Raw genomic sequence first — 16170 nt, 5'->3', positions numbered from 1 at the left:
GTCACATGAGCGACCGTTACCGCGACTTCACCTCCTCCCCTCTCGGCAAGCTCCTCGTCAAGAACCTCGGCCTGCCGAGCCCCGCCAAGCTCGAGCGGTACGAGGCCGGTGCACCGCTCGTCTCCGGCACCGTCGGCCTCGGTGGCCGCGGCCGCCTCGCCGAGTCGCTCGCCGGCATCCTCGAGACGGTCGGCATCGACTCGGCCGAGGTCGCCGGCGCGCCCGAGGAGGGTCAGCGGTTCAAGGGCCTGGTCTTCGACGCCACCGGCCTCACCTCCTCCGCGGACCTCGTCGCCCTGCGCGACTTCTTCACCCCGCTGCTGCGCAGCCTGGAGACCAACCCGCACGTCGTCGTGCTCGGCACGCCGCCGGAGCAGGTCAGCGGTGCCGAACGGGTCGCCCAGCGCGCGCTCGAGGGCTTCACCCGCAGCCTCGGCAAGGAGATCGGCCGCGGCGGCACCGTCCAGCTCGTGTACGTCGCCGAGGGCGCCGAGTCCGCGGTGACCAGCACGCTGGCGTTCCTGCTCTCCCCCAAGTCCGCCTACGTCTCCGGCCAGGTCGTCCGGATCGGCGCGCACGGCACCACCGTCGCCGGCGAGGTGGCCGACTGGGAGCGCCCGCTCGCGGGCAAGGTCGCCCTGGTGACCGGCGCGAGCCGCGGCATCGGCGAGTCGATCGCCCGGGTGCTGCACCGCGACGGCGCGACGGTCGTCGGCGTCGACGTACCCCAGGCAGCCGACCCGCTCCAGGCGCTGATGAAGGAGCTCGACGGCGACTGGCTGACCCTCGACATCACCGGCAAGGACGCGCCGCAGCGGATCGCGCACCACCTCGAGGAGAAGCACGGCGGCGTGGACGTCGTGGTGCACAACGCCGGCATCACCCGCGACAAGAAGCTCGCGAACATGGCCGAGGACCGCTGGGACTCGGTGATCGGCGTGAACCTCACCGCGCCGGAGCGGATCACCCGCGAGCTGCTCGACCAGGGCGTCGTCAACGCGGGCGGCTCGATCATCGGCGTCGCCTCGATCGCGGGCATCGCCGGCAACGTCGGCCAGACCAACTACGCCGCGTCCAAGGCCGGCGTCATCGGCCTGGTGGACTCCCTGGCCGACGAGCTCGAGGACGGCATCACCATCAACGCCGTCGCGCCGGGCTTCATCATCACCCAGATGACCGCGGCCGTGCCGTTCGCGACCCGCGAGGTCGGCCAGCGGCTCAACGCGATGTCCCAGGGCGGCCTGCCGGTCGACGTCGCCGAGACCATCGCCTGGTACGCCCACCCCGCCTCCAGCGCGGTCAACGGCAACGTGGTCCGCGTCTGCGGCCAGATGATGCTGGGCGCCTGATGGCCGCCCCCCAGACGCGGGAGGTCTCCGGCGACGCCGGCGGCCTGGCCACGCTGCTCAAGGCGGCGCTCCCCTCGCTCCCGGTCGTCGGGCAGCTGCCGGGGATCAAGAAGGCGTCGGGCGCGGACTTCGCCGGCCTGTCGTTCAGCCGGCCGCCGGTCACGGTCGAGCGCGGGCACGTCGAGCGGTACGCCGCGGTCTGCGGCTTCCCGGTCAAGGACACCGTGCCGCTGCCGTACCCGCACATGCTCGCCTTCCCCCTGCACATGGCGCTGATGAGCGACCCGGCGTTCCCCGCCCCGGCCATCGGGACGGTGCACCTGGAGAACTCCATCACCCAGCACCGCCCGGTCCGGATCGGTGAATCGCTGGCCGTGACCGTCGCCGTCGACCCCGCCCGCCCGCACGCCAAGGGCACGGTCTTCGACTTCCGCACCACCGTCACCGCCGACGACGAGACGGTGTGGGAGGAGACCTCGGCCTACCTGCGCCGCGGCAAGGGTGACGAGTCCGCACCCGCCGGCGCGACCTTCCCCGACGCTCCCGCCGGGGGCACGGTGTGGTCGCTGCCCGGCGACCTGGGCCGGACGTACGCCGCGGTCTCGGGCGACCACAACCCGATCCACCTCTACCCGCTGACCGCCAAGGCGCTCGGCTTCCCGCGCCAGATCGCCCACGGCATGTGGACGCTGGCCCGCTGCACCGCCGCCCTGGAGAACCGCCTCGGCGACGCCGTCCGCGTCGACGTGGCGTTCAAGAAGCCGGTCCTGCTCCCCGGCAAGGTCGCCTTCGGGTCCCGCCCGCTCGACGACGGCTACGCGTTCTCGCTCAGCAACCCCCGGACCGGCGCCCCGCACCTCGCGGGTCGGACCACCGACCTCTGAGCCGGGCTCGCGGGCTGCACGTCGCGGCCCGCACTTTTCTCAGGGGAGTCCTGCACTTCTCAGGGGAGATCTCCCCTGAGAAGTGCAGGGGTCACCGGTTAACCGGGGACTCCTGCACCCTCTCGACCACGGCCCGGACCAACCCGGGATCACCGGCGAGGGCGGATGAGCCCCTCCTGGGCGACGGTGGCGACGAGCGTGCCGTCCTCGGTGAAGACCCGGCCGAGGGAGAGCCCGCGACCGCCCGAGGCCGAGGGAGACCACTGGTCGTAGAGCCACCACTCGTCGGCGCGGAAGGGGCGGTGGAACCAGATGGTGTGGTCGAGGGAGGCCATCATCGTGGTGCGCGGGTCGGCCGGGTGGGCGGCCAACGACGCGCCGAGCAGGCTGATGTCGCTGGCGTAGGCGAACGTCCCGAGGTGGGCGACCGGGTCGTCGGGGAGGCGGTCCTTGACCCGGATCCACATCTGCGCCTGCGCCTGGTGCACCGGGTGGTCGGGCAGCCCGTGCCGGGTGTTGCCGAGGTAGCGCACGTCGATCGCGTTCCACTCCTTGCCCAGCGCGTCGGCGTCCTCGGCCCCGCGGCTGCGCATCAGCTCGACCATGTCGATGCCGTCCTCGGGGCGGCCGACCTCGGGCTGGACGTCCTGGTGCTCCCAGCCCTCCTCGGGCCGCTGGAAGTTCAGCGTCTGGTAGTAGATCGGGCGGCCGTGCTGGCGCGCCACGACCCGCCGGGTCAGGAACGACCGCCCGTCGCGGATCCGCTCGACGTCGTAGACGATCGGCACCGAGTAGTCGCCGGGCAGCAGGAAGTAGGAGTGCAGCGAGTGCACGGCGTACCCCTCGTCGACCGTGCGGGTCGCGGCGACCAGCGCCTGCGCGGCGACCTGGCCGCCGTAGACCCGGGCACGCTCGGAGTCGGGCTGGGCGCCGCGGAACAGGTCGACGTCGATGTCCTCGAGGTCGAGCAGCGTGAGCAGGTCCTGCACCGGCGTGGTCATGCCTGCTCCTTCGTCCGTGGGCGGGGCCTGCGCAGCAGCGCCTCCTGGGAGACCGAGGCGACCAGCGTGCCGTCGGCGGTGTGCACACGGCCGTGCACCAGGCCCCGGCCGCCGCCGGCGAAGGGCGAGTCCTGGTCGTAGAGCCACCACTCGTCGGCGCGGAACGGCCGGTGGAACCACACCGCGTGGTCCAGCGAGGCGATCATCGCGGCCGGGCTGCCGACCCGGATGCCGTGCGGCGCGAGCGCGGCACCCATCAGGGTCATGTCGGAGAAGTAGGTGAAGACGGCCAGGTGCACGAACGGGTCGTCGGGCAGCCGGCCGCGTGCGCGCAGCCACATCCGCTGCCGACCGGGGCGTACGTCGTCGGGCTCGAGCACGCCGTCGGCGCTGGTGCCGACGTACCGCAGGTCCATCACGCCCCACTCGGGGTCGTCCGGCGCCTGGCCGAGCAGCTCCTTGGGGTCCAGGCACTCCTCCGGCGGGGGCACCGTCGGCGCCACCTGCTGGTGCTCCCAGCTCTCCTCGGGGCGCTGGAAGTCGGCCGTCAGCGCGAAGATCGGCCGGCCGTGCTGGCGGGCGAGGACCCGCCGGGTCGCGAACGAGCGGGACTCGCGGATGGTCTCGACGTCGTAGATCGTCGGCGCCGCGGTGTCACCGGGCTGCAGGAAGTAGCTGTGCAGCGAGTGCAGCTCGTAGGCCGGGTCGACGGTGCGACCCGCCGCCACCACCGACTGGGCGGCGGCCTGGCCGCCGAAGACCCGCGGCAGGGAGGAGACGGCCTGGTGGCCGCGGAACAGGTTGGTGTCGATGGTCTCGAGGTCGAGGAGCTCGACGAGCTCGTCGGCGTCGCGCGGCACTCAGCCCTCCCCGTCGTCGTCGCCGCGGGTCTCGTTCCCGGGCCGGGGGTCCTCGTCGAGGGTGGCGAGGAACTGCTCGAACTGCTCCCCGAGCTCCTCGCCGCTCGGCAGCGGCTGGTCCTCGGCCAGCAGGTTGCTGCCGGAGGCCTCGCTGCGCTCGAAGGCGTCGTACTGCCGCTCCAGCGCCGCGACCACCTCGGCGACCTCCCCGTTGGTCTCGAGGTAGCGCTCGATCTCGCCCTCGCGGTCCTCGGCCTCGGCGCGCAGGCCGGAGAGGTCGATGATCAGCCGCCCGCCGCGCTCGACCTGCTCGAGGAGCACGGCCGAGGCCTTCGGGTAGTCCAGCTGCGCCAGGTAGTGCGGGATGTGCGCCACGAAGCCGAGCGCGGGGTGCCCCCACTCCCCCAGCCGGATCTCGAGCAGCGCCTGGGCGCTGCTCGGCACGCGCAGCTCGCCGCGCCACGGGCTCTGGGCCACCGGTTCGGCGTGGTCGTTGGCGTGGTGGGTGATCGCGATCGGCCGCGTGTGCGGCACCGCCATCGGCACCGAGCCCATCGCCACGGTCCGGGTCACCCCGAGCCGCTCGACGACCTCGCGCACCGCGCGCGCGAACGCCTCCCAGCGGTTGTCGGGCTCGGGCCCGTGGAGGAGCAGGTACGGCGTGCCGCCGGTGTCCTTGAGCAGCCGCACGACCAGGCGCGGAGCGTCGTACTGCTCGTAGTGGTCGCGCACGAAGGAGACCGCGGGGCGGCGGGCGCGGTAGTCGTGGAAGGAGTCGACGTCGAACGTCGCCACCACCTTGCCGCCGGGCACGGGTGCGTCGGAGAGGTCGACGAGGTGCTGCGCGGCGCGGGCCGCGGCGTTGCCGGCGTCGAGGAACCCGTCGAGCACGAGGACCATGGTCAGCTCGGTGACGTCGGCGAGCTCGGGCACCTCGTCGACGATGTGCACGAGACGGGGTTCCTGGGTCACCCGCCCAGCCTATGGGGTGGGCTCGGCGTCCGGCTCCCGGGTGGACTGCTGGGCCAGACGGCTGTGCCGCCGGCCGAAGACGAAGTAGACGACGACGCCGAGGGCCATCCAGAGCAGGAAGCGGATCCAGGTCTCCCCGGTCAGGTTGAGCATCAGGTAGATGCACAGCAGCGAGGACAGCGTCGCGACCACGGGCGCCAGCGGCGTGCGGAAGGCCCGCGGCAGGTCGGGGCGGGTGCGGCGCAGCACCACGACGCCGATGCTGACGAGCAGGAACGCGAAGAGCGTGCCGATGTTGACCAGGTTGGCCAACGTCGAGAGGTCGACGAAGCCGGCGATGGCGGCGACGGCGACGCCGGTGATGATGGTGACGCGGTACGGCGTGCCCCACTGCGGGTGGACCTTGGCGATCGAGCGGGGCAACAGGCCGTCGCGGCCCATCGCGAAGGCGACCCGGCTCTGGCCGAGCATGAGGATCATCGCCACGACGACCAGGCCGATGCACGCGCCGACCGCGATCAGGTCGGCCATCCAGTCCACGCCGACCGCGCTGAACGCGGTGGCCAGCGGCGCCTCGTCGTTGGGGTCGATCTCGTCGTAGGGGCGGATGCCGGTCACGATCAGGCTCACCGCGGCGTACAGCGCGGTGACGATCGCGAGCGAGCCGAGGATGCCGATCGGGACGTCGCGCTGGGGGTTCTTCGCCTCCTCCGCGGTGGTCGCGACGATGTCGAAGCCGATGAAGGCGAAGAAGACGATCGCGGCGCCGCTGATCACGCCGGCGACGCCGAAGACGGCCGGCTCGATGCCGAGCAGGCTGGTGATGAGCGGCAGGTCCGCGAAGCCGCCCTCCGAGGCCGGGGCCGGCTTGGACTCCGGGATGAACGGCACCCAGTTGGACGGGTCGACGTAGGCGATGCCGACCACGATGACCGCCGCCACCACGGCCAGCTTGATCGCGACGACGACCTGGTTGACGACGCTGGAGAGCTTGGTGCCGCGGATCAGCAGACCGGCGACCAGCAGCGCCACCACGACCGCCGGCAGGTTGACGACGCCCTCGTTGGCGCTCCCCAGGGACGTCGGGATCTCGAACGGCGTGCCCGCGAGCAGCTCCTGGAGGTAGCCCGAGAAGCTCACCGACAGCGCCGCGGCACCGATGGTGAACTCCAGGACGAGGTCCCACCCGATGGTCCAGGCCACCAGCTCCCCCAGGGTCGCGTAGCTGAACGTGTACGCGCTCCCCGCCACCGGCACCGTCGAGGCGAACTCGGCGTAGCACAGCGCCGCCAGCCCGCACGTCAGCGCGGCGATGAGGAAGCTCAGCGCCAGCGCCGGGCCGGAGTGCGACGCCGCCACCGTGCCGGTCAGCACGAAGATGCCGGCCCCGATGATCACGCCGACGCCGAAGACCACCAGGTCCACCGCACGCAGGTCCTTGCGCAGCCGGGTCTCCGGGTCGTCGGTGTCGGCGATCGACTGCTCCACGGACTTCGTCCTGAACACGCTCACTCCCAGCAGGTATCCCCTCCCTCCCCTTCCCACCCGCCGACCCCGCCGCGAACCGCCGGCGAGGGCGTGGGGCGACGTACGCCGTCCTGGAGCGGCGGGGTGGGTCGTGCCGGGCAGGGCAGCGAGCCATCGCCGAGCGCCGACGAGACCCCGTGACCTCGGCTACGGCCTACGGGCCGTGGGTGGATGGGGCAGCTAGCGGGAGAGGTACGGCGCGTGGTTGCGGTCGGCTCCCGGCTCGCGGTGGGTGCGCTGCGGGGGGCCGCTGGGACGGGTCTGAAACTCGTCCAAGTTGTGTCTCAACATGTGGCCTGACCTGGGGAAACAGTGCTTCGACTGTCGGTGGCGGGTGCTTGAGTAGACCCATGACCAAGGACTCTCGACACCACGCACACACCGTGTGCCGGGCTGTCGCGAAGTCCCGCCGCAAGACGCGCCAGGCGGCGACCGCGGACCTGTGGTCGATGTCGGACGAGGACGTCGAAGCCACCCTCCTGGAGGCCGAGAAGCTCCGCGCGCAGGCCGACGCCCTCGCACTCCGCCTGGTGGCCGAGGCCGACCGTCGTCACGCCGGCGAACGCGCCGGTGCGACCGACACGGCCTCGTGGTGGGCCAACCGGACCCGCCAGGAACGGCGGGTGGCCAAGGGCCGGGCCCGGTTGGCGGAGTCCCTGGACCGGCATTCGCCAACATCCGCTGCCCTGGTCGAGGGAGCGATCTCGGCTGAACACGCCCGGGTGATCACCTCGTGTGTCGACCGGCTGCCCGAGGACCTGGAGGACCCGACCGTCCCGGCGCGGGCCGAGCAGCACCTGCTCGACGAGGCCGCCCACCTGGACCCGAAGACGCTGGCGGTCCTCGCCAAGCACGTCCTCACCGTCGTCGCGCCCGAGATCGGCGAGGCCCGGGATGCACGTGCTTTGGAGCGCGAAGAGCGTGAAGCACGCGCCGCTGCTTGGCTGACGATGTGCCCGGACGGAAGGGGCTCGGTGCGCGGGAAGTTCTCGATCCCCGAGCTGCACGCCGCGATGCTCCACAAGACCCTCCTCGCGTACGCCGCACCGAAGCACCAGGCCGCCACCAAGGACCCCGACCCCGACGCGGCCGAGGAGATCGAGCGCCGGCCCTCGCCCGAGCGGATGGGGGATGCGTTCTGCGAGCTCCTCGAACGCCTCCCCACCGACCGACTCCCGAAGGTCGGCGGACTGAACGCGACCGTCGTGGTCACCCTCGACCTCGACTCGCTGATGGGTGGGCTGGCGCCGGGGGTGCTCGACGACGGACGCGTCATCTCCGCGGCGACCGCCCGCCGACTGGCCTGCGAAGCCGGATTGATCCCGGCGGTGCTGGGCAGCAGGTCCGAGCTGCTGGACCTCGGCCGGAAGACGCGACTGTTCTCCGGCGCCCAGCGCCGCGGGCTCAACCTCACCCAGCCCACCTGCACCGCAGAGGGCTGTGACTGGCCCGCCCACCTGTGCCACGCCCACCACGACGAGCCCTGGTCACACGGTGGGAAGAGCGACCTGGCCAACGCGCGCAACCTCTGTCCGCGTCACCACGCCCGGATTCACGACCCGGCCTTCGAGACCACCCACCTCCCCGGCGGGAAGGTCGCGTTCCACCGGCGGACGTAGACCGACCAGCTGAGAAACCAGGCCCGCCCCGCAGTCCGATCCCTCGACCACCGCAACCACAGCGGTCGACCCGCGCCCACCGCGACCCGAGAAGCAACCGCGCCCAGGTGCCTCGACCACGACGGCGCGCAACCACGTCTTTCTCAAAGTCCTTCTACACCGCACCACCCGCGGCCGGCGGACGCGCCCGCGCCCGCGCCACCAACCCGGAGACCACAAGGCCACGGGCACCTCACCGGGCCTCGACACGCTCGCCAGGGCTCGCTGCTCGACCAGCGGGTGGCCGCCAAGGCTCGCTGCTCGACCAGCGGGTGGCCGCCAGGGCTCGCTGCTCGACCAGCGGAGCCGGCCAGGTCACAGGACGGACACGGTGGGGACGGGACGGGCCGGCCTCGGCGAGACTGCGGCGGTGATCAAGCTGCTTCCCGGGGTGCTCCTCTTCCTGCTGTGGGCCTACTGCCTCGTCGACGCGATCGTCAGCGACCAGGCGCGGGTGCGGTACCTGCCGAAGTGGGCGTGGATCGTGATCGTGTTGCTCTTCCCGCTCGTCGGGTCGATCGCCTGGCTCGTCGCCGGCCGACCCGCCACGGCGCAGCGGCTGAGCCGGGAGCGGGGCGGGGCGCCGGGGTTCCCGGAGTACGAGCGGCCCGGCCGGTTGGCGGCGAGCGACCCGGCGAAGGACGAGGAGTTCCTCCGGCAGGTCCGGGCGCGGGCCGAGGAGCAGCGCCGGCGCTACGAGGCCGAGCGGCGCCGCAAGGCCGAGCTCGAGGGCCGGGCCGGGGCCGAGGGCGAGGGCGACGAGACACCCGAGGGCGCGCCCGGGTCCTGATCCCCGACCTCCGGACCGGAGCCCGGGCCGGCCCCCGGCACGAACGTGGCGACCATCAGACGCGCCGCCCGGTCGGCGAGCTGGTCGGCGGTGAGCCCCAGGACCCGCGTGAGCACCTCGTCCTCGTCGGCGCCGGGTGACCCGAAGGCGTCGAGCAGCGCCCACAGCGCCTCCTCGCCGAACGAGCCGGCGACGTACTCGCAGACCCACCACGACAGGCCGTAGCTCGCCACCGGCGCGTCCCCCGCCGCGGTGAAGGACTCCCCCACCGGGAGCCCGTCGACGCCCTCGACCGCCCGGCCCAGCGCGGCCTCGGCGACGACCCGGTCCGCGGGGTCGACCGGGCGGACCGAGACGTACTCGGCGATCCCCTCGCTCAGCCAGACCGGCGCCTCGTCGTCGCGCTCGCCCAGCGCCACGTGGACCAGCTCGTGGCGCACCAGCCGGTCCCGCTGGGGCCCCGAGCGCGCGAGCATCCGCGGGTGGAGCGCGAAGCGCGTCGCGGCCGCGCCGGCCTGCCCCGGGCCGGCGGCGACGGGGAAGGCGACCCCGTCGAGGCGCTCGGGGTCGCCGCCGGGGAGCTCCTCGATCGTCTGCAGGAACTCCGTCGAGGACAGCGCGTAGACCACGACGGTGCGCCGCCACGGCTCGGGCAGCGCGGCCGAGACGTCCGCGATGCCCCGCTCGACCGAGGCGATCACGCCGGCCGCGGAGCCGACGCTCCCGGCGTCGAAGACCCCGAGCACCCCGAGCCCGCCGCGGACCTGGACCGGCCCGAGGTCCCACGGCTGCGGGCGCACGTCGTGCTCGTCCTCCCACGCGTCGTCGGTCACCGAGGCGAGCAGCATCCGCCGCTCGTTGCGCGGTGCGGGCCGAAACAGGAAGCGGTCGTGGCTGACGACCGGCTGGTCGTCGTACCCGGCCAGCTGCATCGACTGCTCCACCACGACCCAGTAGGCGTCGCCGCGGCGGACGATGTTCTGCCGGTCGAAGGCGTACCCGAGCTCGGCCAGCGGCAGCTGGGCGAGGTTGTCGAACCAGGTCAGCTGCTGCTCGCGCACCTGCGGGGTACGGCGTGCGAGGCCGGCGGCGAAGGCGCGCCGGTCACCACGTCGTACGGCGTCGGCCCGGCGCTCCAGCGCCCGGCGCAGCCCCGCCACGACGTCGGCCGCCGCGGGCGGGCCGGCGGCCTCGGCCGAGGTGGCCGGGTCCTCGTCGCCGCCGACCAGCGAGCAGGCCGGCAGCGCCCCGGCCAGCAGCGCCCAGCAGGCGACCTGGGCCGCGAGCCGCCGAGAGCGGCGGGGGCTGCGGGGCCGGTGGGGCCTGAGGGACCGCTCAGACGGTGTGGTCGGCATCGACGGGTAAACGACCAACGTCCGCGGAGGTCATGTACTCGACGATGTCGAGAGCCAGCGCCTGCGGCGTCAGCCCGATGCGCTCGAGGATCGCGGCGCGCTTGGCGTGCTGGAGGAACTCCTGCGGGATGCCGCGCAGCCGCACCGGCGTGGTGACGCCGGCCTCGACGAGGGTCTGCAGCAGCACGGCGCCGCAGCCGCCCACCACGCCGTTGTCCTCGATGGAGACGACGAGCCGGTGCTCGCGCGCCAGCTCGACGATCGCGGGGTCGACGGGCTTGACCCAGCGCGGGTCGACGACGGTGACGCCGATCCCCTGGGCGACGAGCCGGTCGGCGACACCGAGGGCGACCTCGTTCATCGAGCCGACCGCGACGACCAGCACGTCCTTCGGGCCGTTGCGCACGAGCACGTCGGCACCGCCGGCCTTGCCGATCGCCTCGACGTCCGCCGGCGGCGGACCCTTGGGGAACCGGACCACGGTCGGCGCGTCGTCGACCTCGACCGCCTCGTTGAGCAGCTCGCGCAGGCGCGCGGCGTCGCGCGGGGCGGCGAGACGCAGGCCCGGGACGACCTGGAGGATCGACATGTCCCACATGCCGTTGTGCGAGGCGCCGTCGTCACCGGTGACGCCCGCGCGGTCGAGCACGAAGGTCACGCCGGTGCGGTGCAGCGCGCAGTCCATGAGGACCTGGTCGAAGGCACGGTTGAGGAACGTCGCGTAGACCGCCACCACGGGGTGCAGCCCGCCCATGGCGAGGCCGGCCGCGGAGGTCGCGGCGTGCTGCTCGGCGATGCCGACGTCGAAGGTCCGCTCGGGGAACCGGGCCTGGAAGTGGTCGAGCCCGACCGGGTGCATCATCGCGGCGGTGATCGCCACGACGTCCTTGCGGCGCTGCCCGATCCGGACGATCTCGTCGGCGAACACGTCGGTCCAGATCCGGCCGCGGGCCTTCTCCTCGCCGGTCTCGATGTCGAAGGGCTGCGGGGAGTGGAACTGGTCGGCCTCGTGCTTCTCGGCGGCGTCGTACCCGAAGCCCTTGCGGGTCAGCGCGTGGACGATCACCGGGCCGCCGAAGCGCTTGGCCTTCTCCAGCGCCGCCTCCATCGCGGCGGTGTCGTGGCCGTCGACCGGGCCGACGTACTTCAGGCCGAGGTCCTCGAAGAGCCCCTGCGGCGCGAGCGCGTCCTTGAGGCCCTTCTTCATCGCGTGGAGCGCGTCGTACGCCGCCGGGCCGACGCCCGGGACGGCGTTGAGCCGCTTCTTGACCAGGTCGAGGACCTGCTCGTAGCGCGGGTTGGTGCGCAGCGTGGTCAGTGCGTTGGCGAGCCCGCCGATGGTCGGGGTGTAGGAGCGGCCGTTGTCGTTGACGACGATGACCAGCCGGCTGTCCTTGGCGATCGCGATGTTGTTGAGCGCCTCCCAGGCCATGCCGCCGGTCAGCGCGCCGTCGCCGATGACCGCGACGGTGTGCCGGTCCTCGCCGCGGATCGCGAAGGCCTTGGCCAGGCCGTCGGCGTAGGACAGGGCGGTCGAGGCGTGGGAGTTCTCGACGACGTCGTGCTCGGACTCGGCCTGGCTGGGGTAGCCCGAGAGGCCACCCTCCTTGCGCAGCCCGTCGAACTGCCCGCCGCGACCGGTGAGGATCTTGTGGACGTAGGACTGGTGGCCGGTGTCGAGCACGATCCGGTCGCGCGGGCTGTCGAAGACGCGGTGGATCGCGAGGGTCAGCTCGACGACGCCGAGGTTCGGCCCGAGGTGGCCGCCGATCAGCGAGCAGGTCTGCACGAGCAGGTCGCGGATCTCGGACGCGAGCGCGTCGAGCTCCTCGGGGGTGAGCTCACGCAGGTCGCGCGGACCGGAGATGGAGTCGAGGAGCGACATGCCGCGAGTCTAGGAGGTCACAGGTCGTGCGCCGCGATCGCCGGCTCGTGCAGGCTGCCCATCCAGACCCGGCCGTCGTGCTCGCGCACCCCGGTCACCATGTGGAAGCCGTCGCTGGGCAGGTCGAGGTCGTGGACGAGCCGGCCGGCGTCGTCGTAGGCCTGCACCCGGACGGTGCGCGCGGGCTGGGGCTGCAGCTTCGCGGGGATGCGCGTGACCAGCTTCCGCACCCGCAGCGGCGCGGTCTGGAGCCGCTCGACGACGGTGTCGCGCGGGCTGGCCAGCGTCACCCAGATCAGCCCGTCGCTGCCGCGGGCGATGTTGTCGGGGTAGCCGGGGAGGTTCTGGCACAGCAGGTCGCGCATCCCGGCGCGGTCGCCGGTCAGCCACCGTCGTACGACGGTACGCGCGCCGGTCTCGGCGACGCAGACGAAGTCCTCGTCCTTGCTCAGCGCGACGCCGTTGGCGAAGGCGAGCCCGTCGAGCACGACCTCGACGGTGCCGTCGGTCGCCATCCGCATCAGCCGGCCGGTGCGGGTGACCTGGATGAAGTCGTCCTTCCACCGCTCGATGCCGTAGCGGGTGGAGGAGTCGGAGAACCACACCGTCCCGTCGCCGGCGATCGCGGCGTTGTTGCAGAAGACCATCGGCTGCCCGCCGACCCGGTCGGTGACCGTCTCGACGCCACCGGTCGAGGGGTCGACGCGCAGCACGCCGCGCTTGGCGTCGCACACGAGCAGCCGGCCGTCGCCGTCGAGCTCGATGCCCAGCGGCCGCCCGCCGGTGTGCGCGACGCGGTCGATCCGCGCGCCGTCCGGGGAGACCCGGAAGATGCTGCCGTCCTCGGTGCCGGTGAAGACGCACCCCTCGTCGGGCCCGGAGGTCGCGACGACGACGTCCTCGGCGCCCTGCCCGGGGACGGGGTGGACGGTCAGGCCCGTGCTGCTCGCGGTGGTCATGGGGCCATCGTGCTGTAGAGCTCGCTGGAGAGGAACGCCGGGAGGGCGTCGTACGTCGCCCCGGTCAGCTCCAGCCGCGGCACCACCGCCGGGTCGACGAACACGATGCGGCGTCCCTCGCCGCACACGATGTCGTCGTCGGTGAGGTCGACCTCGGCGACGTAGACCTGCATCGAGCCCACGCCGTACGACGCGTGCTCGGTGGCGAACTCCCGCCAGAACTGCAGCTCCCCCGGCGCCAGCCGTACGCCGGTCTCCTCGGCCAGCTCGCGGTAGGCCGCCTCCTCGAAGCCCTCGCCGTCCTCGACGTGGCCGCCGGGCATCCCCCACGTCTCGGGGTCGATGGCCGCGTGCTCGTCGCGCTCCTGGAGGAGCACCCAGCCGCGGCGGTCGACGAGCAGGACGGCGGCGAAGCGGGTCGGCTCACTCATGCCGCGAACCTAGCCCGGGCAGGCGCGCGGGGAACCGTCGTCCGCGCAGCGCCACCTCGACCAGGCCGGCCGCGCGCCGGACGCCCTCGAGCCGCGCCTGCTCGGTCAACAGCGCGGCGATCGTCGCCTCCACCGCGTCCATCGGCAGCGCGTCGCGCAGCGCGGTCCGCGCCTCCGCCAGCCCGCGCCGGGCGCCCGCCTGGCAGGCCTCGACGTGCCAGGCGGTCAGGCGCGCCAGCGCGACCGGGTGCCGGCGCAGGACCGTGTGCCCGCGGTACTCCGGCGGGCACTGGTCGAGCAGCCATCCCACCGCCGTCCGCTCCCACTCCGGGGCGTCCGGCGGCCTCACCTGCTCGGGCCAGCCGGGTGGAGCGACGTGGTTCATGGCCCCAGGCTATCGAACATGTGTTCGAGGCATCCCGATCGGCTTGGCCCGTCCAGCTGGTCGAGCAGGAGGCGCCCCAGCGCCACCCGCTGGTCGAGCAGGAGGCGCGCTAGCGCCGACGTGTCGAGGCCCCGTGAGCCGAACTTCGGCCTGCAGGCCGTCGGTGGTTGCGGTCTTGGCAGCTATGGGGCGAGGTACGCCGTTTGTTGCGCGCCGTTGCCGGCCACCTGGCCGCCGCTTCGGGTCGGCGGGTTCAGCCAGCGGCGAGCTCGAAAGATGTTCGAGTAGATCCCTTTCATTCGAGCGCGTGTTCGAGTAGAATGAGGCATGGCCTTGATCGCGACGCTCGAGCACCCGCTGGACACCCCAGCCGACGTGCTCGCGTCCGCCCGGGCCGAGCAGAAGGCGGCCGACGCCGCAGAAGCCCGTCTCCTGGAGGCAGCGGTCCAGTGGTGCGTGCTGCACCCGGCGGAGTCGTTGGACGAGGCAGCGACGCGGTCGGTGTTCCGTGGGTTCGGTGACAAGCCCGTCTGCCTCGCGGGTGAGGGTGCTCCGTTCGTGACCGAGTTCGCGGTGGTCGAGTTCGCGGCCGGGCTGGGGAAGTCGGAGGACGCCGGCCGCGCCTACCTCGCCGAGGCGCTCGAGCTGCGGTACCGGCTGCCGAAGCTGTGGGCGAAGGTGACCTCGCTCGATCTGCCCGCGTGGAAGGCCCGGTCGCTGGCGCGGCGGACGCTGCACCTGCCGAAGAAGGGCGCCGCGTTCGTCGACACCCACCTCGCCCCGGTCGCCTCGACGATCGGGCCGGCGGCGTTGGAGCGGTTGCTGGAGGAGGCGTTGGTCCGGTTCGATCCCGACGAGGCGCAGCGGGTGGCGACCGAACGGGCCGAGGCCCGGCACGTCACGATCCAGTCCCGGCAGGTGTCCTTCGACGGGCACGTCGACGTCTGGGCGACCCTCGACCTGGCCGATGCGCTCGACCTCGACGACGCGCTGGCGAAGGGCGCGGCGAGGCTGGAGCAGCTGGGGTGCACCGACACCCTGGATGCCCGCCGGTCAGTCGCCCTGGGTGACATGGCCAGGCGGCAGATGCAGCTCGAGTTCGACACCGACCCCAAGCCCCTCGTGGTCCACGTCCACCAGCACCCGGACGGGACCCTGGATGACATCACCCGCGTGGAGAACATCCGCGGGTTCGTGCTCACCACCCAGCTCGCCGACTGGTGCATAAGAGCTGCACGAGGACAGGCCACGATCACCGTGAAGCCCGTCATCGACCTGGCCGAGCGGATCCACGTCGAGGCCTACGAGGTCCCCGACCGCCTCTCGACCCAGACCCGGCTCCGCGACCTGCACTGCGTCTTCCCCTGGTGCACCCGACCCGCCCACGCCACCAGCCGGATCGACGACGACCACGTCATCCCCCACGCCAGGGGCGGACCGACAGCGACCGAGAACATCGCCCCACTCTGCAGACGCCACCACCGCGCCAAGACCCACGCCGGCTGGTCACAGCAGTCACCCTCGCCGGGAACGTTCCAGTGGCGCAGCCCCACCGGCCTCACCTACCGCGTCGACCACCACGGCACCCACGACCTCGGCCCCGAACCGCCCCCGACATAGCCCAACGCCCCCGACCCCGCCGGACCACCCGACCGGCGGGGCACAGGCACGCCCGCCCGCCCTCAGCCGGCCAGGAAGCTGAACCGGACGTGCCGCTGATGGTTGTCGACGTTGAGGTCGACCAGGCAGATGCTCTGCCAGGTCCCGAGCGCGAGCTCCCCGCCGAGCACCGGCACCGAGGCGTACGGCGGGACCAGCGCCGGCATCACGTGGGAGCGGCCATGGCCAGGGGTGCCGTGCCGGTGGCGCCAGCGGTCGTCGGCCGGCAGCAGGTCGCCGAGGGCGGCGAGCAGGTCGTCGTCGCTGCCGGAGCCGGTCTCGAGGATCGCCAGCCCGGCCGTCGCGTGCGGCACGAACAGGTGGAGCAGCCCGTCCCCGCGGCCGCGCACGAAGTCCGCGCAGTCCCGCGTCAGGTCGAGCACGGTGTCCTCGGCGCCGGTCCGGTAGGTCCTGGTCTCGGAGTCCATGCCCGGTCCGTGCCCGCTCCGGGGGCC

At 73.0% G+C, this 16170-nt stretch carries 15 protein-coding genes; 5 read left to right on the top strand and 10 right to left on the bottom strand.

Annotated features, from left to right (window positions below; genetic code table 11):
- The first annotated feature begins 5 nt into the window (after positions 1 to 5).
- Positions 6 to 1349 carry a 3-oxoacyl-ACP reductase gene (locus HPC71_RS08990; protein WP_154614537.1) on the top strand — a complete coding sequence of 448 codons (1344 nt, stop codon included), beginning with the start codon at positions 6 to 8 and terminating at the stop codon, positions 1347 to 1349.
- Positions 1349 to 2233, top strand: coding sequence for a MaoC/PaaZ C-terminal domain-containing protein (locus HPC71_RS08985; RefSeq protein WP_154614538.1), 885 nt, complete (start codon positions 1349 to 1351; stop codon positions 2231 to 2233). The genes HPC71_RS08990 and HPC71_RS08985 overlap by 1 nt, the downstream gene beginning before the upstream one ends.
- 149 nt (positions 2234 to 2382) lie before the next feature.
- Here the strand turns inward: HPC71_RS08985 and HPC71_RS08980 are convergent, their stop codons facing one another.
- The 4 genes from HPC71_RS08980 to HPC71_RS08965 are packed head-to-tail and all read right to left on the bottom strand — an operon-like array spanning position 2383 to position 6554.
- Positions 2383 to 3234 (bottom strand): acyl-CoA thioesterase, encoded by an 852-nt coding sequence (locus HPC71_RS08980; protein ID WP_154614539.1) that lies wholly within the window; start codon positions 3232 to 3234, stop codon positions 2383 to 2385.
- Positions 3231 to 4094 (bottom strand): acyl-CoA thioesterase, encoded by an 864-nt coding sequence (locus HPC71_RS08975; RefSeq protein ID WP_171896587.1) that lies wholly within the window; start codon positions 4092 to 4094, stop codon positions 3231 to 3233. The genes HPC71_RS08980 and HPC71_RS08975 overlap by 4 nt, the downstream gene beginning before the upstream one ends.
- Positions 4095 to 5066, bottom strand: a complete 972-nt coding sequence (locus HPC71_RS08970; RefSeq protein WP_253943962.1) for a PAC2 family protein — start codon at positions 5064 to 5066, stop codon at positions 4095 to 4097.
- 9 nt (positions 5067 to 5075) lie between these two features.
- Entirely contained in the window at positions 5076 to 6554 is a 1479-nt protein-coding gene (locus tag HPC71_RS08965) for an amino acid permease (RefSeq protein ID WP_257866181.1), read from the bottom strand.
- Between the two features lie 389 nt (positions 6555 to 6943).
- Here HPC71_RS08965 and HPC71_RS08960 point away from each other — a divergent pair, with 389 nt between their 5' ends.
- Both HPC71_RS08960 and HPC71_RS08955 read left to right on the top strand, forming a co-directional pair.
- Complete coding sequence (locus tag HPC71_RS08960; RefSeq protein ID WP_154614540.1) at positions 6944 to 8212, top strand: HNH endonuclease signature motif containing protein; 1269 nt, start codon at positions 6944 to 6946, stop codon at positions 8210 to 8212.
- Positions 8213 to 8621: 409 nt separating this feature from the next.
- Complete coding sequence (locus HPC71_RS08955) at positions 8622 to 9041, top strand: PLD nuclease N-terminal domain-containing protein (RefSeq protein ID WP_171896585.1); 420 nt, start codon at positions 8622 to 8624, stop codon at positions 9039 to 9041.
- Here the strand turns inward: HPC71_RS08955 and HPC71_RS08950 are convergent.
- The 5 genes from HPC71_RS08950 to HPC71_RS08930 are packed head-to-tail and all read right to left on the bottom strand — an operon-like array spanning position 8945 to position 14056.
- Positions 8945 to 10396 carry a peptidase MA family metallohydrolase gene (locus tag HPC71_RS08950; RefSeq protein WP_154614541.1) on the bottom strand — a complete coding sequence of 484 codons (1452 nt, stop codon included), beginning with the start codon at positions 10394 to 10396 and terminating at the stop codon, positions 8945 to 8947. The two genes, HPC71_RS08955 and HPC71_RS08950, sit on opposite strands and share 97 nt — an antisense overlap.
- Positions 10377 to 12281, bottom strand: a complete 1905-nt coding sequence (dxs, locus tag HPC71_RS08945; RefSeq protein WP_154614542.1) for a 1-deoxy-D-xylulose-5-phosphate synthase — start codon at positions 12279 to 12281, stop codon at positions 10377 to 10379. Before dxs ends, HPC71_RS08950 begins: the two co-directional genes overlap by 20 nt.
- A gap of 17 nt (positions 12282 to 12298) precedes the next feature.
- Positions 12299 to 13240, bottom strand: coding sequence for an SMP-30/gluconolactonase/LRE family protein (locus tag HPC71_RS08940; RefSeq protein WP_154614543.1), 942 nt, complete (start codon positions 13238 to 13240; stop codon positions 12299 to 12301).
- Positions 13237 to 13671, bottom strand: coding sequence for an NUDIX domain-containing protein (locus tag HPC71_RS08935; RefSeq protein WP_154614544.1), 435 nt, complete (start codon positions 13669 to 13671; stop codon positions 13237 to 13239). Before HPC71_RS08935 ends, HPC71_RS08940 begins: the two co-directional genes overlap by 4 nt.
- Complete coding sequence (locus HPC71_RS08930; protein ID WP_154614545.1) at positions 13664 to 14056, bottom strand: hypothetical protein; 393 nt, start codon at positions 14054 to 14056, stop codon at positions 13664 to 13666. The genes HPC71_RS08935 and HPC71_RS08930 overlap by 8 nt, the downstream gene beginning before the upstream one ends.
- Positions 14057 to 14383: 327 nt before the next feature.
- On the opposite strand from HPC71_RS08930, the gene HPC71_RS08925 reads away from it, so the two are divergent.
- Positions 14384 to 15676, top strand: a complete 1293-nt coding sequence (locus tag HPC71_RS08925; protein WP_154614546.1) for an HNH endonuclease signature motif containing protein — start codon at positions 14384 to 14386, stop codon at positions 15674 to 15676.
- Positions 15677 to 15738: 62 nt separating this feature from the next.
- Here the strand turns inward: HPC71_RS08925 and HPC71_RS08920 are convergent, their stop codons facing one another.
- Complete coding sequence (locus HPC71_RS08920; RefSeq protein WP_154614547.1) at positions 15739 to 16143, bottom strand: YjbQ family protein; 405 nt, start codon at positions 16141 to 16143, stop codon at positions 15739 to 15741.
- Between the last annotated feature and the right edge of the window lie 27 nt (positions 16144 to 16170).

The sequence above is a fragment of the Nocardioides marmotae genome (assembly GCF_013177455.1).
GTDB classification, from domain to species: domain Bacteria; phylum Actinomycetota; class Actinomycetes; order Propionibacteriales; family Nocardioidaceae; genus Nocardioides; species Nocardioides marmotae.
The sequence above is the reverse complement of the archived record's forward strand: the minus strand, read 5'-3'. Positions and strand labels throughout refer to the sequence as shown.

What these genes read in the sequence shown, in the direction of transcription:
- HPC71_RS08990 (WP_154614537.1), top strand. Translation starts at nt 6, where the DNA reads ATGAGCGACCGTTACCGCGACTTCACCTCCTCCCCTCTCGGCAAGCTC.
- HPC71_RS08985 (WP_154614538.1), top strand. Translation starts at nt 1,349, where the DNA reads ATGGCCGCCCCCCAGACGCGGGAGGTCTCCGGCGACGCCGGCGGCCTG.
- HPC71_RS08980 (WP_154614539.1), bottom strand. Translation starts at nt 3,234, where the DNA reads ATGACCACGCCGGTGCAGGACCTGCTCACGCTGCTCGACCTCGAGGAC.
- HPC71_RS08960 (WP_154614540.1), top strand. Translation starts at nt 6,944, where the DNA reads ATGACCAAGGACTCTCGACACCACGCACACACCGTGTGCCGGGCTGTC.
- HPC71_RS08950 (WP_154614541.1), bottom strand. Translation starts at nt 10,396, where the DNA reads ATGCCGACCACACCGTCTGAGCGGTCCCTCAGGCCCCACCGGCCCCGC.
- dxs (WP_154614542.1), bottom strand. Translation starts at nt 12,281, where the DNA reads ATGTCGCTCCTCGACTCCATCTCCGGTCCGCGCGACCTGCGTGAGCTC.
- HPC71_RS08940 (WP_154614543.1), bottom strand. Translation starts at nt 13,240, where the DNA reads ATGACCACCGCGAGCAGCACGGGCCTGACCGTCCACCCCGTCCCCGGG.
- HPC71_RS08935 (WP_154614544.1), bottom strand. Translation starts at nt 13,671, where the DNA reads ATGAGTGAGCCGACCCGCTTCGCCGCCGTCCTGCTCGTCGACCGCCGC.
- HPC71_RS08930 (WP_154614545.1), bottom strand. Translation starts at nt 14,056, where the DNA reads ATGAACCACGTCGCTCCACCCGGCTGGCCCGAGCAGGTGAGGCCGCCG.
- HPC71_RS08925 (WP_154614546.1), top strand. Translation starts at nt 14,384, where the DNA reads ATGGCCTTGATCGCGACGCTCGAGCACCCGCTGGACACCCCAGCCGAC.
- HPC71_RS08920 (WP_154614547.1), bottom strand. Translation starts at nt 16,143, where the DNA reads ATGGACTCCGAGACCAGGACCTACCGGACCGGCGCCGAGGACACCGTG.